Source organism: Sphaerospermopsis reniformis, assembly GCF_005402885.1.
In the GTDB taxonomy this organism is placed as follows: domain Bacteria; phylum Cyanobacteriota; class Cyanobacteriia; order Cyanobacteriales; family Nostocaceae; genus Sphaerospermopsis; species Sphaerospermopsis kisseleviana.
Genome location: NZ_BJCE01000002.1, coordinates 24,716 through 40,517 on the forward strand (window position 1 = coordinate 24,716; position 15,802 = coordinate 40,517).

Annotated in this window: 12 protein-coding genes; 3 read left to right on the forward strand and 9 right to left on the reverse strand. The window is 35.3% G+C overall.

Annotation, left to right across the window (positions count from 1 at the left end):
* Window positions 1-34 precede the first annotated feature (34 nt).
* Window positions 35-469, reverse strand: a complete 435-nt coding sequence (locus FFR48_RS00645) for a Fur family transcriptional regulator (RefSeq protein WP_137666021.1) — start codon at window positions 467-469, stop codon at window positions 35-37.
* A 188-nt stretch (window positions 470-657) separates the two neighbouring features.
* Here FFR48_RS00645 and FFR48_RS00650 point away from each other — a divergent pair, with 188 nt between their 5' ends.
* The 3 genes from FFR48_RS00650 to FFR48_RS00660 all read left to right on the forward strand — a co-directional run bounded on the left by FFR48_RS00650 (window position 658) and on the right by FFR48_RS00660 (window position 4,599).
* A complete protein-coding gene (locus tag FFR48_RS00650) occupies window positions 658-1,191 on the forward strand; it encodes a peroxiredoxin (RefSeq protein WP_096571767.1) in 534 nt (177 codons plus the stop codon).
* Window positions 1,192-1,303: 112 nt separating this feature from the next.
* Window positions 1,304-2,656 carry a glutathione-disulfide reductase gene (gene gor, locus FFR48_RS00655; protein ID WP_137666022.1) on the forward strand — a complete coding sequence of 451 codons (1,353 nt, stop codon included), beginning with the start codon at window positions 1,304-1,306 and terminating at the stop codon, window positions 2,654-2,656.
* A gap of 62 nt (window positions 2,657-2,718) precedes the next feature.
* Window positions 2,719-4,599, forward strand: coding sequence for an ABC transporter ATP-binding protein (locus tag FFR48_RS00660; protein WP_137666023.1), 1,881 nt, complete (start codon window positions 2,719-2,721; stop codon window positions 4,597-4,599).
* Window positions 4,600-4,682: 83 nt separating this feature from the next.
* On the opposite strand, the gene FFR48_RS00665 is transcribed toward FFR48_RS00660, so the two are convergent.
* From FFR48_RS00665 to FFR48_RS00700, 8 genes are all read right to left on the reverse strand, one after another.
* Entirely contained in the window at window positions 4,683-5,192 is a 510-nt protein-coding gene (locus FFR48_RS00665; protein ID WP_137666024.1) for an ureidoglycolate lyase, read from the reverse strand.
* A 194-nt stretch (window positions 5,193-5,386) separates the two neighbouring features.
* Entirely contained in the window at window positions 5,387-7,051 is a 1,665-nt protein-coding gene (locus tag FFR48_RS00670) for a GUN4 domain-containing protein (protein WP_137666025.1), read from the reverse strand.
* A 115-nt stretch (window positions 7,052-7,166) separates the two neighbouring features.
* Window positions 7,167-8,966, reverse strand: coding sequence for an ABC transporter ATP-binding protein/permease (locus FFR48_RS00675; protein WP_137666026.1), 1,800 nt, complete (start codon window positions 8,964-8,966; stop codon window positions 7,167-7,169).
* 24 nt (window positions 8,967-8,990) lie between these two features.
* On the reverse strand, window positions 8,991-9,983 hold the full coding sequence (locus tag FFR48_RS00680) for an MvdD family ATP-grasp ribosomal peptide maturase (RefSeq protein ID WP_137666027.1): 993 nt from the start codon (window positions 9,981-9,983) through the stop codon (window positions 8,991-8,993).
* A gap of 171 nt (window positions 9,984-10,154) precedes the next feature.
* A complete protein-coding gene (locus tag FFR48_RS00685; RefSeq protein WP_137666028.1) occupies window positions 10,155-11,132 on the reverse strand; it encodes an MvdC family ATP-grasp ribosomal peptide maturase in 978 nt (325 codons plus the stop codon).
* Between the two features lie 446 nt (window positions 11,133-11,578).
* The gene (locus tag FFR48_RS00690) at window positions 11,579-11,743 is read right to left on the reverse strand and encodes a microviridin/marinostatin family tricyclic proteinase inhibitor (protein ID WP_096571775.1); all 165 of its coding nucleotides are present in this window, start codon (window positions 11,741-11,743) and stop codon (window positions 11,579-11,581) included.
* A 213-nt stretch (window positions 11,744-11,956) separates the two neighbouring features.
* Window positions 11,957-14,320: an ABC transporter ATP-binding protein/permease gene (locus tag FFR48_RS00695; RefSeq protein WP_137666029.1), complete on the reverse strand. Its 2,364-nt coding sequence runs from the start codon at window positions 14,318-14,320 to the stop codon at window positions 11,957-11,959.
* Window positions 14,321-14,620: 300 nt separating this feature from the next.
* Window positions 14,621-15,799, reverse strand: a complete 1,179-nt coding sequence (locus FFR48_RS00700) for a hydroxymethylglutaryl-CoA lyase-like TIM-barrel protein (protein ID WP_137666030.1) — start codon at window positions 15,797-15,799, stop codon at window positions 14,621-14,623.
* Window positions 15,800-15,802 lie beyond the last annotated feature (3 nt).

Genomic DNA, 15,802 nt, shown 5'->3' on the forward strand with positions numbered 1-15,802 from the left:
ATGTTTTCCCATTTATTCAGCAAACCCTATTTTACTAACAGCGATCGCTACTTTCCTCGCAAGCATCACATACTCCCTGAACTGTAACCTCGTAGGTTTTTCCCTGCAAACCAGGACGGAGATTTTTTAACTCAATACATTGAAATGTATCCCAAGCTATATCTTCAATAGCACCGCAAGACTGACAGCAAAAGTGATGATGGGGTTGAACATTAGCATCATAACGAGATACCCCCTCTTGCAATAATACTTCCCTCACCAGTCCCACTTCTCTGAGTGCTTGTAGAGAACTATATATAGTGGCCTGGGATGAAACAGGAAAATCTTTATTTAAATCAGTCAGTATTTGCTCAACAGTTGGGTGATCTGTGCGAGATAACAAATTTGCATAGACCGCAAAGCGCTGAGGTGTCACCCGCAAACCCTTGGATTTTAAGGTTTGAATAATTGCGTTTGCTTTTTCCTGCATAACTATTGCCGTATTTATAGAGATTTAACCCTAATTATAGTTTAGCACATTAATGAATTAATAGTATATGTTACTTTTTATAAAAATTAAGTATTTATAACTATTGAATTTTTATTAAATCAGAATTATTCTGAGATAGAGACAAAAAGCAAACACAATTTCACACATCAAAACATCAAGAGGTCAACATGGCTGTAATCGAAACCGTTCCTAACGTTGTCTTTAAAACCCGTGTTCGTGATGAGTCCATTGGTGGACCCAACCCCTTCCGTTGGCAAGATCGCACCACTGAAGAACTGTTTGCTGGTAAGCGTGTAGTAGTATTTTCATTACCTGGTGCGTTTACTCCCACTTGTTCCACCTCCCACCTACCTCGCTACGAAGCACTCTATAACGAATTTAAAGCTTTGGGAGTTGATGAAATAATTTGTATATCTGTAAATGATGCCTTTGTGATGTTCCAATGGGGTAAACAACAAGGTGCGAACAATGTCTTCTTGTTACCCGATGGCAATGGCGAATTTACCCGGAAAATGGGAATGTTAGTAGATAAAGCTAACTTGGGCTTTGGAATGCGGTCTTGGCGCTACTCAATGGTAGTTAATAACTGCAAAATTGAAAAAATGTTTATTGAGCCTGGTTTTGATGATAATTGTCCCACCGATCCTTTTGAAGTGTCAGATGCAGACACCATGTTAAATTACCTCAAAAGTGTGAAATAGTTGATTGGTAATTGGTGATTGGTAATTGGTGATTGGGAAAAATAACTAATGACTAATAACTAATCACTAATGATTAATCAATAAAATCCCAAATCTAAAATCTAAAATTGTTATGACCTACGAATTTGACTTATTTGTAATTGGTGCTGGTTCTGGTGGTATTGCGACTGCAAGAAGGGCGGCGGAATATGGTGCGAAAGTAGGAATTGCCGAGTTTGATAGACTGGGTGGAACTTGTGTAAACCGTGGTTGTGTGCCTAAAAAACTCATGGTTTATGCTTCTCATTTTCCCGAATTATTTACTGATGCTGTAGGCTATGGTTGGAGTGCTGTTAAAAGTTCTCTAGATTGGGAAAAGATGATTACCGCAGTTAATAATGAGGTAGATCGTCTGAATGGAATTTATCAAAAAATGTTGGATAATTCCCAAGTTGAGATTTTACAAGGATATGGAAAATTAATTGATAACCATACAATTGTAGTAGGTGAAAGAACAGTTACAGCAGATAAAATATTAATTGCTGTGGGTGGAAAGCCAACAAAACCGGATATTCCTGGAATTGAAAATGCTATTACATCTGATGAGATCTTTCACCTGAAAACACAACCAAAAAGGATGGTGATTTTAGGTGGTGGTTATATTGGTTCAGAATTTGCTTGTATCATGAATGGACTGGGAACAGAAGTTACCCAGATCACTCGTGCGGATATGATTTTGCGTGGGTTTGATGATGATTTGCGAAGTGAAATTCAACAAGGAATGACAAACCACGGGGTAAAAATTCTCAATCACACTCAAATAATTGGCTTTGAAAAAGACGCAGAAGGAATCAAAGTCAAAGTTCGCAAAGATGGCGAGTCTGAGGATACTGTGGTTGTGGATGCGGTGAGTTTAGCGGCGTTAGGAAGGAAACCAAATACTCAAAACTTGGGTTTAGAAAATACCAAAATTCAACTCAAAAATGGAGCAATTGTAGTTGATAAATATAGCCGTACAGACGAAGAAAATATCTATGCAGTGGGGGATTGTACGGATAATATTAACTTAACACCCGTAGCAATTAATGAAGGTAGAGCTTTTGCTGATACGGTATTTGGTGGCAAATCTCGCACCATGAGTTATGAAAACGTTCCCACAGCGATTTTTACCACACCAGAAGCGGCTACAGTGGGTTTAACTGAAGCAGAAGCGCGAGAAAAATATGGTGATGCAGTGAAAATTTATCGCTCTCGTTTCCGTCCCATGTATTATACTTTAGCGGGTAAAGAAGAAAAAACCATGATGAAATTAGTGGTTGATCAAAATACTGATCAAGTATTGGGGGCGCAGATGGTAGGTACAAATGCGGCAGAAATTATTCAAGGAGTGGCGATCGCCATTAAAATGGGTGCAACCAAAGCTAACTTTGATGCTACAGTCGGTATTCATCCGAGTTCAGCGGAAGAGTTTGTTACCATGAGATAATGTCAGTTGTCAGTTATCACTGATAACTGATAACTGATAATTGATAGCTGATAATTGATAACATGAGCATCTATCCAAATAAAAAGAAATCTCCAGAAAAATCCCGCCAAAATCAAAATGACTGGCGGTTATTTTTGCGTTTATTACCCTATGCTCGCCGTAGCGTGGGTTTATTAGTAGTATCAATGTTTTTGCTCATACCTCTTGGTATTGCTAACTCTGTTCAACCGTTATTAATTGGACAAGCAATATCTTTAATTCGTCAAGAACCCAGTGTTTATGAATTTATCAAAAATCGTTCTTTATATGAAGGTTTAACTATCATTCAAGGATTATTCTTGATAACAATTATTATCAAGTTATTGCTTACAGGATATCAGGGTTATTTAGTACAGAAATTAGGACAGAAAATAACAGCAGAAATTCGTAAAGACTTATTTCATCATGTGACATCATTAGCAGTTAAATATTTTGATCGCACACCTGTAGGTAAACTAATTACTAGACTAACCAGCGATGTTGAAAGTTTAGGAGATGTCTTTGCTACTGGTGCTGTCGGAATTTTTGCTGATTTATTTTCTATGTTGCTAATTATTGGTTTTATGTTTTCTATCCAATGGCAACTAGCGATTCTATTACTACTTATATTGCTACCAATTTCCTGCTTAATTATTTACTTTCAAAAACAATATCGTCAAGCCAACTATAAAACTAGAGAAGAACTATCAAAACTCAATTCACAACTACAAGAAAATATTGTTGGTGTAAATGTAGTACAGTTATTTCGCCGAGAAAAATTTAACGCAGAATTATTTAGAGAGACTAATAAAAAATATGTTGCAGAAGTTGATACTAGCATTTGGTATGATTCTGCTGTTTCCTCTACTTTAGAATGGGTTAGTTTAATTGCTATTGCTGGTGTATTGTGGGTAGGCAGTTTACTAATTTTAAGGGATAATCTCAGCTTTGGTATTTTATCTGCATTTGTTTTATATGGGCAAAAATTATTTTTTCCTCTGCAAAACTTTGCTGAGAAATTTACAACTATTCAAGCTGGTTTTACTGCTATTGAAAGAGTTATTGGTATTTTAGATGAACCAGTAGAAATCAAAGATAAAAGTAACCCTCGGTTATCAATTTTAGATAATCAATTTGGTTATATAGATGAGATAATTAGAGATTTAGAAGCACAGAATTTTAACACTGCACCAGAATTAGGAGAAATTAGATTTGAAAACGTCTGGTTTGCTTACAAAGATGATGATTATGTCATTAAAAATCTAGACTTTATCATTCATCCAGGGGAAAAAATAGCTTTAGTCGGACCTACTGGGGCGGGTAAAAGTTCAATTATCAGGCTGTTATGTCGGCTTTATGAACCAACAAAAGGACGTATTTTGATTGATGGTATTGATATTCGGGAAATACCACAAGCAGAACTGCGGCGTTATATGGCGGTAATTTTGCAAGAGGCTTTTTTGTTTGCTGGTGATGTGAAAAGTAATATTACTTTAGGGGATAGTTACACCTTGGAAGAAATTGAACAAGCAGCACAAAAAACGAATGTTGCTGATTTTATTCAGCAATTACCTCAAGGATATGATACCCAATTAAGAGAAAGAGGAACAAATATTTCTAGTGGAGAAAAACAGCTTTTAGCCTTTGCGCGGGCTGCTATTCGTAACCCGCAAATTTTGGTATTAGATGAAGCTACAGCTAATTTAGATGTGGGAACAGAAGCGTTAATTCAACAAGCATTAAATCAACTTTTAATCAAACGCACGGCAATTATTATTGCTCACCGTTTGTCAACTATTAGGAATGTAGACCGAATTTTTGTATTGAAGCGGGGAGAATTAATTGAACAAGGAAGTCACGAACAATTAATAGCACAAGGTGGACTTTATTCAACTTTGCATAATTTACAAATGTTGGGAACTTAGACGGTAATTGATAATTGATAATTGACAATTTAAGAAGACAAGAGAAAAATTTTTCTACTGAGAAAATTGTCAATTATCCATTGTTAATTGTCCATTGTTGAAACCATTTCAAATTCTAACTGATGACTTTTGAGAAAATCATGAGTGAAATGATCTACCACATTTGTATCACTTAACTCTAAATTATAAAAGTCTACAAAATCATGATCAAAATATGGTCCTGCGTGCCAAGTTCCAACTTCTAATTTAATAAAACAATTTCCAGGAATACGAAAAGCAGCAAGTTTTTCTAATACAGGTTTGTTAATGTCGTTTTTAGGTGGACAAACTGCCATAAACCAATTTTTTCCTTCTAAAGAACCTAAACATTGAGTACATTGGGTATGACGGGTAATTTTATGAAACTTTGTTCCTTTATTGTGCAAACGCATAATATAAAAACGAGGAATACCGTTTTGTAAATTTAATTGTGCGTCTTCTGAATCAAAAGATTTCCCATCTTTGCTGGCAAATATTACTTGTCCATAGGGTTGAAAGTTTTCTGGTGTGATCAATTCTGATTTTAATTGTTTTAATGTTGAATATGTAGTCATAAAAAATCCTGCAACAATCCTATTTATCCTATATCCTATATAAATTATAGTTTATTTTATGTGAGTGAAGTACACAAGGGCGGGCAGGATGCCCACCCCACAAGATTGATAATATATTGGTAAATAATATTAACAGTTACCAGTCTAGTTCATGAGGAATTATTGATTTAGGAATAATCTAACCTTGTTTTTCTTTAACAAATTTTGACACGAGAAAAGAATAAGTGCATCTGCCAAATTAACCAAGATTTTACCCGCCAAGCTGCCATTGACTGGTTTTCTGTAGATGATGATGAGGATAATTTGAGGTTGTTTGGTTCATAGTGTAACCATTTAGCTGGTAGGTGTCCCATCGGTGTCATTGGAGATAATTGAAAAGTTAAATCTTCATAATCTAACCATTTTCCATCTTTGCGCCAACCCAGGCGATCGCCTAATTTCTTTTCTGTTTCATAGTCTATTTGACCACCCATTTCACTCCAGATTGTTTGTTGAATTTTAAACCCAAAATAACCATAACTGTATTGTTCCCAAAGTCGGTCAATAATATGCAGGTCTTGACAAGGAAAGTTCTCAATATCTTCTTGATAAACTTCATTCCAGTAATTTTTTTGCATAACTTTAAGCATTAATTTAGCAGTTTCAATATCTGCTTCTTGCCATTTATTTTCTGCCAGCAGATCCCGCAATTTTGTATAGTCAATATTTTGATTTATCAAAAATTCTGGTTGGGAACTAATCTGATTATTAGCTACTTCCATTAATTCTGTCTTTTGAGTCGTAACTAGAGATGATGTAGAGACAAGATTTACTTCTGCTTTGTCTAGAGTTTGGATTTGTTGAGATATTTGTTGAGATATATAATTTGAGATTAAATCAATACCTTGACCCAAGAATAAGCCATTTTCACTGGTATCAAAATTTGGGCTTTGCCAATTTAATAATTGAGATTGAATTAAAACATCTTTTAATCGAGAATTTTTCTCATAACTTTTTACCATAAAATCAAGAAAAGTTTGAGAAAAGGCTTCATTGTCTTCGGTTGTAAATAAATTGGACTGATAATTTAAAATATTTTCCCCTAGATTTTTAATATCTCCCACAGTTGCATAAAAATATTCATCTACTTTCATCACTTCATCTATTAAAGATTGAAAAGGACTAAAATAATCTTGAATAGAATCTTCAAAATTAATGGCATTATGGGCAAGTTTAGCTATTTCTTGACGAATTTTATAAGCTTTTTGTTGATACTCGTAGATTTCTTGATATACTGCTAAATCTTTAACTATTTGTTGTACAATTTTTCTTTGATTCTTAGTGTCTTCTGCCAGTTTACTAATACCTTCACTAATTAATTTAATTTTCTCTAAAGTTAATAAATAAGCATTACTCAAGATGATAACAGCTTTAAAATTTTCTTTTTTCTCCCATCTGAGTTCATTTAAGATCCGCGGATTTTGTTGATTTTTTAGTTCTAATTTACTTCGGGCATCTTCGAGATTTCTGATTTCTAAATATTTTGCTTGAAATAATTTCTTTAAATTATCCATCAACGTTAACAAAAAACCCTGATAACTTTCCTGATAATTTTCCAGAAAATCAATAATCTGATTATAATCTATGATAAATAATTGAATTTCTGCTAAAATTTCCCCTTGAGTAATTGCTGTTTTACGTTTAATTATTCCAGCAATATAATGATAACGAACACCTTCTTTAATTAATTTTTGACGGTCACGAATTTTCTTTTGTAGTGTTTTTACAGCAGGATTTTTTAGAACTGGTAATTGATAGGTTCTTTCATAAATTTTGATGCTTTTATAATTAATAAATTGTTTTGGCTTTTGGGTGAGCATAAGTTTTATTTTCAGTTATTTTCCAAATTTACAGCAGTTTCCAAAGAGATAAATTAGACATTTAGCGGGCAAGATGCCTGTTCCACTTACTTATACAAATTAAATGCACAACAGCTTATCTTGATGAAGTAGTTAGAGAAATTGATTTTTGGCGCTTATAATCTGCAATTGGTAAGAGTTGCCAATGATTATTTTCTGTAAGTTCTAGTACCCATTGATGATAAGCAAATAAACTTTCTCGATGTCCCACACTAATAAAAGTTGTGTTTGTAGCTTGTAATTGAGAATATAAATTTTCTTCGTTTTTTAAATCTAAAGCACTGGTCGCTTCATCTAAAATAGTAAAGCTAGGCAAAGAAATTAATAATCTAGCAAAAGCTAAACGTTGCTGTTCTCCTAATGATAAAATATTCTCCCAAGCCACTTCTGTATCAAAACTCTTGACGCGGGTGAGCAGGTTTTGTAAATTCACTTGATGCAGAATTTCTTCTAGTTGGCGATCGCTCATTTCCCGATCTGGATGCGGATAAAGTAGTTGTTGACGTAGAGTTCCTAAAATTATATAAGGACGTTGGGGAAGAAATAACATTTCCTTTAATGCAGGTCTAACTAACCTACCACTTCCTGCATTCCATAAACCTGCGATCGCTCTCAACAAAGAACTTTTACCCCTACCACTAGCACCAACTATTAATAACCCTTCTCCTGGGGGAACAGATAATGATAAATCTTCAACTATCACTTGTTCATAATTGGGTGTTTTTAAAGTAAAATCCTCAAACCCTAAACGGGGTTCTTCTAGGACTTTAATAGTACCAAAAGTACCCAAATTCTCAGGTTTTTTGCTTACCGATGCTAACGCATCTGAAAATTCCGCTAACCTTTGGACATAACTAGAAAATCTGCCTGAGTTACCAAATTCAGCTATTAATACACCTAAAGCATTGGAAAACATAAAACTACAAAATGTAGCTTGGCTAATTTCTCCATAATTAATCTGATCTTGAATAAATAAAGGTGTCAGCGTAAACATAGAAAATAAACTAATTGCTGACTGATAAGCACTGTTAAAAATATCTTGCCCTCTTTCCCAATTTAGCCTCCGTTCTGAATTTTTCAGCACATTCTCAAATCTACGTTTAATAATATTTAATTCTTCGGTTTCTCCTTGGAAAAAAGCAATTGATTCCGCATGATTTCTCACATGAGTTAGACAATAATTAAAATCGGCTTTAAATGCTAGTTCTTCTCGATTAATTTTCGCTAATTCTTGACTTAAAAAAATCGCCAATATATTACCGACAATTGTATAAACGATGAGATAAATTGCCACTTGTGAAGAAATAGTCCAAAGAATGATTACAGCAGCAATCATATCCATGAATTTTTCTATAAAAGTAGTGGAAAATCTCAACGCATTGATGGTAATAGGTTCAATTTCTTGGGCTATGCGTTGATCTGGATTAGTAATTTTAGACTTAAAATTGATTTTATAATAGGCTTGATTGCTCAAATATTTAGTTAAAATATGATTATTCAACCACTTGTACCAATCCATAGCTATTTTCTTTCTAATATATTTAGAAAATGCTACTAAAAGTACAGTGACAACGATAAATAGAACAGATATCCATAATGTACCTAGATACTTTTCTAGGTTTTTCTCTTCAATGACGATATCAAAAACGTAACGATTCCAGAAGCTACTAAGACTATTGATACCCACAACGGAAGTGATTAATATCAGCAACAGAATAAACATTCCCCATGAATAAATCACTTCAGAAAATGCTCTTGTTCCTAACTCTGTTGGATACCAATAAGGACCAGCGACTAATTTCAAATCCCGCCAAAGTTGTATAGCAGTGGCAAAAGGATTAAATGGTGTTTGATCAGTAACGCTACGAGTTTGCATAATTTCGATATTTATATCTATTACTTATCTATTACTTTGATTTTTACCAGTTAGAAGAATTTCTGCGATCGCCTGAGAAATTAAAAAATGTGGTGCAAATATTTCTAACCAGAAAAATTCCCCAACTGGATTAATTTCCAGAAAAACATAATCTCCATCAGGTGTGACAATCATATCAATTGCTCCATAGTTTAAACCAAATTCAGCCATCAATTGCAGTAGTTTTTTCTCAATATCTGGCGGTAAATCATAAGCTTGCCAAGCGTCTTTTAATGCTCTCCCTTGTTTACGCCAATCATAGGTAGCTCCTGCACAACTTTGAGAATTTACTGCTGCTGTAAATACGCGCTGTCCCACAATAGTTATCCGCAACTCTAGCGCCTTGGGTACGTTTTCTTGAAACGTCATCGGACAAAAACGCAGTCCTTCCAGATTTTCTAAATCCTCATCTTTAACTGGACTTGTAAACACAAAAAACTGTTCTCCCTGTTCGCCAAAAATTGCAAAGGAAGAAAGCATTTTTGTTACTATACCTTGTTGATGACATTCAGCGGCAAATTGTTTAACTGCTTCTGGGTTGTTAGTCGTCAGAGTGCGTGGGGTAAGCAGTCCTATTTTTCGTGCTATTTGTAGCTGTAGTTGTTTATGATGAGTTCTTTCTACATTGAACATCAAATCAAAATGAAAGCCAGGAAGACTAGCAATCATAGCTCGAACAGTAGCGCGAGATTCGTTAATTGATGCTTCTCTATATTGCTTGTCCATCGCGTTAGGGATTTTTGCCCCATAGCGCATCCTGCGATACCAAACTGCAGAAACTTCACTTACATCCAGTTGCTTTTCCCCATCAGTGATCATTACCCGTTCTATATCACCTTGATAAATATCTAATTTGATTTCTGTAGGATATCTGTCAGTATCAAACCGAAATGCTGTTTCTCCTTGATCTTCAATTGCTTTGATCACTAAAGGAATACTTTCATTGTCGTTGCTATATGTGACTATTAAAATTGTCATAAATAAAATATATGTTTTTAATTAAACTTGGTATGAGTTGCTAGTTAGGCTAACTGTCTGAATCAGGATGTCCAGGATTAAAGGATGAACACGATGAAAACAGGGATTTCATCACCTATTACCAATTACCAATTACCAGCCTCAACTAGAGAACTATTGAGTTGTTAGTAATTATAAAACTAGAGTATCAGCGATCGCCTTAGCAATAGGCAAATCCAAATCTTTTTCTAGCATTCCCCATTCACCTATAGGATTAATCTCTAAAAATATATATTCTCCTGATGGTGTAACAATCAAATCTAACGCTCCAAACAACAGCCCCAATTTATCCATAAAGATTTGCAAATGACGCAGCACTTGTTCAGGAAGATCATAGTGTTGCCATACACCAACATCAACACCAGGTTTACGCCAATCTACTTTAGATGTGTCATAAACACTGGCATCTAACGCACCAACAAATACTTTACCATTGACATACACCACCCGCAATTCCCACTGTTTAGGAATTTGCTCTTGAAACACCATCGGACAGTAACGCAGTGACTCCGCATTTTCTAAGTCTGACTCTTTAACCACGCTGGTATAAAGAAAGAAAGAAGTAGATTCCATAGTCTGGGATAAAGGAGTTAATAACTTACTCACCATCTTACCTTTGACTTGATGGAAAAACTCTCTTGCAGCTTCAGCTTTGTTAGTAACGAGAGTCTGAGGAATGACAAAACCTACCTCAGTAGCAACCCGCAGTTGGTGCAACTTATCATTGGCAGCATTTATACATTCTAAATTATCTACCCAATGCGCTTTCCGCAAACTATCCCAGAAACCATTTAAGGTGGCTTGTGATTCTCTTATACAAGCTTCTCGAAACTTAGGAGCTAAGTCTGCACTTAGTTTTGGTTTCCATATTCGCCGCAACCACACCGCTTGTACTTGTTCTGTACTGATAGAATAGCCGCCATATTCTATAGTGTGATAGATTTTGTTGTTATCAAAATGTGCTGTTAATTGTACTTCTAGAGGAAACCTATCAGTATCTAAACGAAATGGTTGCACCCCTTTTTTTAACAATGCTTCAGCCACTCTATCTATTGTGAAAAAATCACCACTGTGAGTAATTAATAAAACAATGTCACGAGACAGGTGCATAAAAACTTTTTGAATTGAAGTTTGATTAACTATGGTTTGCTAAAAAATTCTTTCCATTAGGGCTTAGGAGTCAGGATTTACAGCATATTTCATACCAGTGAGGTACAAACTCAAATCATAAAACCCTTGTGGAACAGGCATCCTGCCTGTTAACCTTGTACCTCATTTACCTCGAAACTGCTGTAAGAGGTAGAAGGTAAATATTTCTCCCCATCTTCCCATCTCCCCATCTCTACTGTCACCTGTCACCTGTCACCTGTCACCTGCTATAAATCCCCGATTTCTTGTAGACACCTGTATGGTAGCTGTCCAACGGGTAGAATTCGGGGATATTCAACCAGCAGCGATCGCTTAAATATTTTTGATATCTGGCTATTTATTCAGAAACAAACAGAAGTTTTCAATTTTTTGATGCTGCTATTTCTGCAATTTCAGATTCACTATATTTAGCAATCTTCGCAATCAGAAGGCCACTTGAAAGTAAATATTGGAGGAGGTAATGGCTGTTCTTCTGGTTGTGGTGTTGGTGTTTCTGGTGGTTCTTCTTCTGCGGCCAAGAAGCGAGCGAAAAATGGCAAGGCTTCAATATTCGTTAATGTTGCTGTTGTCATAATATATTCCTGTTTTCCTCAGAGGAACTTTATGTTAGCTATCAAAGAAAGATATATCAGTAAATGAGTGTTAAAGCAAGGACATTTAAGATATTTAAGATATTTAAGTAAATGTCGTTATTAGTAAAGCAACGTAAAATCTAAATCTGGTCTATCCCCAACTTCTTCAAGAAGTAGGGGATCTGGATATTAAGTTTTTTAATGTTGATTTACTTAATTTTCAAGCCGTTCAACTCTTACCCATTTCAAAACTTTTGAGTCTTTATTATAGCGGTAGGTAGAACCATCCTTCGTAGTAATGGTTTGACCTTTGCTGGCCTTGCTTCTGACAGTACCCAGTGAATAGTCAGTTAGTTCCTGCATTTCTCGATGAGAAAGCCCTACAATTTCACCTGTATCTGCTGTTGATCTTTCTGATTGATTTATCGGTTCATCATCAGATACAGAATCTATGAGAATTTCTGTATTTTCATAAGCATCTGTTAATATTTCTGATTGATTTATCGGTTCATCATCAGATACAGAATCTATGAGAATTTCTGTATTTTCATAAGCATCTGTTAATATTTCTGATTGATTTATCGGTTCATCATCAGATACAAAATCTATGAGAATTTCTGTATTTTCATAAGCATCTGTTAATATTTCTGATTGATTTTCAGGTTCATCATCAGATACAAAATCTATGGTAATTTCTGAATTTTCAGAAGCATCTGTTAATATTTCTGGTTGAGTTGCGGGTTTACTATTGGGTACAACTTCTATGGTGATACCAGAATTTTCAGCATAATTATCAGTAGTAAGTTCTTGTGCTTTTTGCTGTCTATAATCCTCAACAGATAGCAGTCGCCAACTAGAATCTTGTGAAAGTTCTAAAACCCATTGATGATAACTAAATAGACTTTCTCGATGTCCTACACTGATATAGGTTGTGTTTGTTTCTTGTAATTGTTGATATAAATTACCTTCATTATTCAAATCTAAAGCACTTGTAGCTTCATCTAAAATAGTAAAGCTAGGACGAGTAACTAATAAACGTGCAAATGCTAAACGTTGTTGTTCTCCCAAAGAAAGGATATTTTCCCAAGGAAGTTCTGTATCAAAATTATCTATTCGACTTAATAAGTTTTGCAAATTAACTTGTTTTAAAATTGCTTCCAGTGCGCGATCGCTCATTCCCCGTGTTGTATGGGGATAGAGTAACTGTTCTCGCAAAGTTCCTAAAATAATATAAGGACGTTGAGGTAAAAATAATACATCTTCTAGGGGTGGTCTAATCACACGACCAGTCCCTGAGTTCCACAAACCAGCGATCGCCCTCAACAAAGAACTTTTACCCCTACCACTTGGACCGACAATTAATAAACCCTCACCAGGTTGAACACTCAGCGACAACTCTTCAACAATTACCTGTTCATAATTGGGAGTTTGTAAAGTAACATTCTCAAAAGCTAGTCGCTTTTCCTCTTTCGTCTTAATTATACTGACATTTTCCTGTTCTTTAGTGACAGATTTTAAAGCTTCCGAAAGTTCAAATAAACGGTCAATGTAACTAGAAAATTTTCCTGAAGTGGCAAATTCTTTGATTAATTCAGCCATTGCTGTGGCGAACAAATTACAAGCTAAAGCAGCTTGGGAAATTTCTCCAAAATCAATTTCTCCTCTAATTTGCATTGGTCCAAATACTATAAATGGAAATATTTGAATAACCGCCTGATATCCTCGATTAAAAATATCCTGACTTCTTTCCCAATCAATCTTGCGTTTAACACTTTGAACAATCCTATTAAATCTCCGATTAACAATGTTTAATTCCTGTGATTCTCCCTGGAAAAAAGCTATTGATTCTGCATGATTACGCACATGAGTTAAACTGTAAGTATAGTCTGCATTTGATTCAACTTCTTCTTGCTTAATTTTGTTTAATTCTTGTGCCAAGTAAATAGCAATTAAATTACCAACTACTGTATAACAAACTAAAGCAACTGCTACAAATTTAGAGAGCGTCCAGAGCAGTATTAAAAAAGCTGTCATTTCTAGGACTTTTTCTAGCAATGTAGCTGAAAAGCTGAGAAAATCTTTAGTTAAAGGCTCAATTTCTTGTGATATTTGTTGATCTGGATTGGTAACATCGGACTGAAAATTGATTTTATAATATGCCCGATTATTGAAATATTTTGATAAAATTTGACTATTCAGCCATTCATACCATTCAAGAGCTATTTTTTTTCTAACAAATTTAGAAATTCCTACTAAAATTGTTACCAAAACCAGCGCAAAACCATAAAGCAATAATAAATCACTAAATTTTTCTAAATCCTTTTCTTGTGTAATAACATCTATTAAATAGCGGTTAACAAAGCTGTTAAAAACTGTTGCACCTACCATAACAACAATTAATAATACTAGAAGAGCCAACATTCCATAAGTGCGAATCACCTCTGAAAATGCTCTACCATTTGCATCTGTAGGATACCAATATGGACCGACAACCGCTTGGAAATTTTTCCAAAATTGATTAGTACCTGAAGCAGAATTATCGTTGGCGGATTTATTAATAAAAGTTGTAGCTTGCATCTGTAAAAAATTATTTGAGTCTTATGGAGCAGATAACAGAGAACAAAAGGGCTAATAAACGTATAATTTATTTGTTAGTAAAAGCCCGGCTTATGACTAACACAAATAAAATAACATTACATTCCTATGTTAATGATCAGGATGAAGTCGAAATTATCCTGAGTCTTTAATGATTAGACCTGTCCGATAAATTAAATATGGGTGATTTTAAACCCTTCTAGAGACGTTCCATGAAACGTCTCTACATTCTTTTTCGGATGTGTCTAATGGTAAGTGTTAATGGTCAATTTACAAAATAGACTATTCAAAGATACCATCCTTCCAGAGTTTTAAGACTTCGCTGGCTGTAAAATAGCGTTCTTGTTCTGTCGCCATAGATTTGATGACGGCACGCATTTTCTCATACTTTTGTCTGGTTTGAGGGTTTTGCAGTTGTTTTTCAAAGAGATATTGAAAATTACTGACTCCGCTCCACTTACCAAAGACAATATTTACATCGTTGTGGGGAAATATAGCATAGCTCAGGGGATCACGAAACAGAGAGTTGACATGAATACCTGATTGGTGACTTTGTGCAGTTTGAGAATAGGGGTGTGCAGGACGAATCCCCATTTGCTCAATATAATTGGTGACTACCTCAACAGCATCATAGTTTATACCCTCCACTTCAATACCAAAACGGACACGCAACCCATTTAATACTTGCTCTAGAGCAACATTGCCGGCTCGCTCTCCTATACCACAAAATGTTCCTGATATTGTAGTCGCTCCCGCTATCACGGACTGGAGAGTATTTTCTAAAGCTAACCCTATGTCATTGTGGTAGTGTACCCCTAATTCTACCCCTGTAGTGGATTGCAATAAATCATTGATCCAGATATAGCTCTTTTCTGGACTCAGAACCCCCACCGTATCACACAGTAGGAAATGTTCAATATAAGGACCGCATGAACGGATACACTGTACTAAAAAGTCGAAATCTGCTCTAGAAGCATCCTCAGCCGCAAATTCTACTCTTAGTCCTGCAACTTGTGTGGCATAGCGCAGATTTTCCACAATCACATCAAGAGCATCTTGACGAATTTTATTGATGATGTGAGATGGGATATCGTCATCAATGGTTTTGTCTTGGTATTCGCTCATCAAACGCACATGGGGATTGCGTAAAAACAGCAAGCGATCAGAAACAGCATGGAAGAGAATGATCCGCTTAACTCCATATTTTTTTGCCTGATCAATGTACTCTTTTCCCATCATCGTAGAAGCAGTAATCAGATGAGTTAATCCATCTGATATTAATGTTTTGGCAAGCTCTGATTCTTGCTCACAAACACTCGGCATGATGGCAAATCCACTGACTCCTGTTTGTGCAATCAGATGAGCAAGTTTGTGTTTGGTTGGTAGAGAGAAAAAAATACCAACTTGTTGTTCTCCATCCCGCAAGGTTTCATCAGAAATTTTGATTGGCAGAGTTTTCATTTT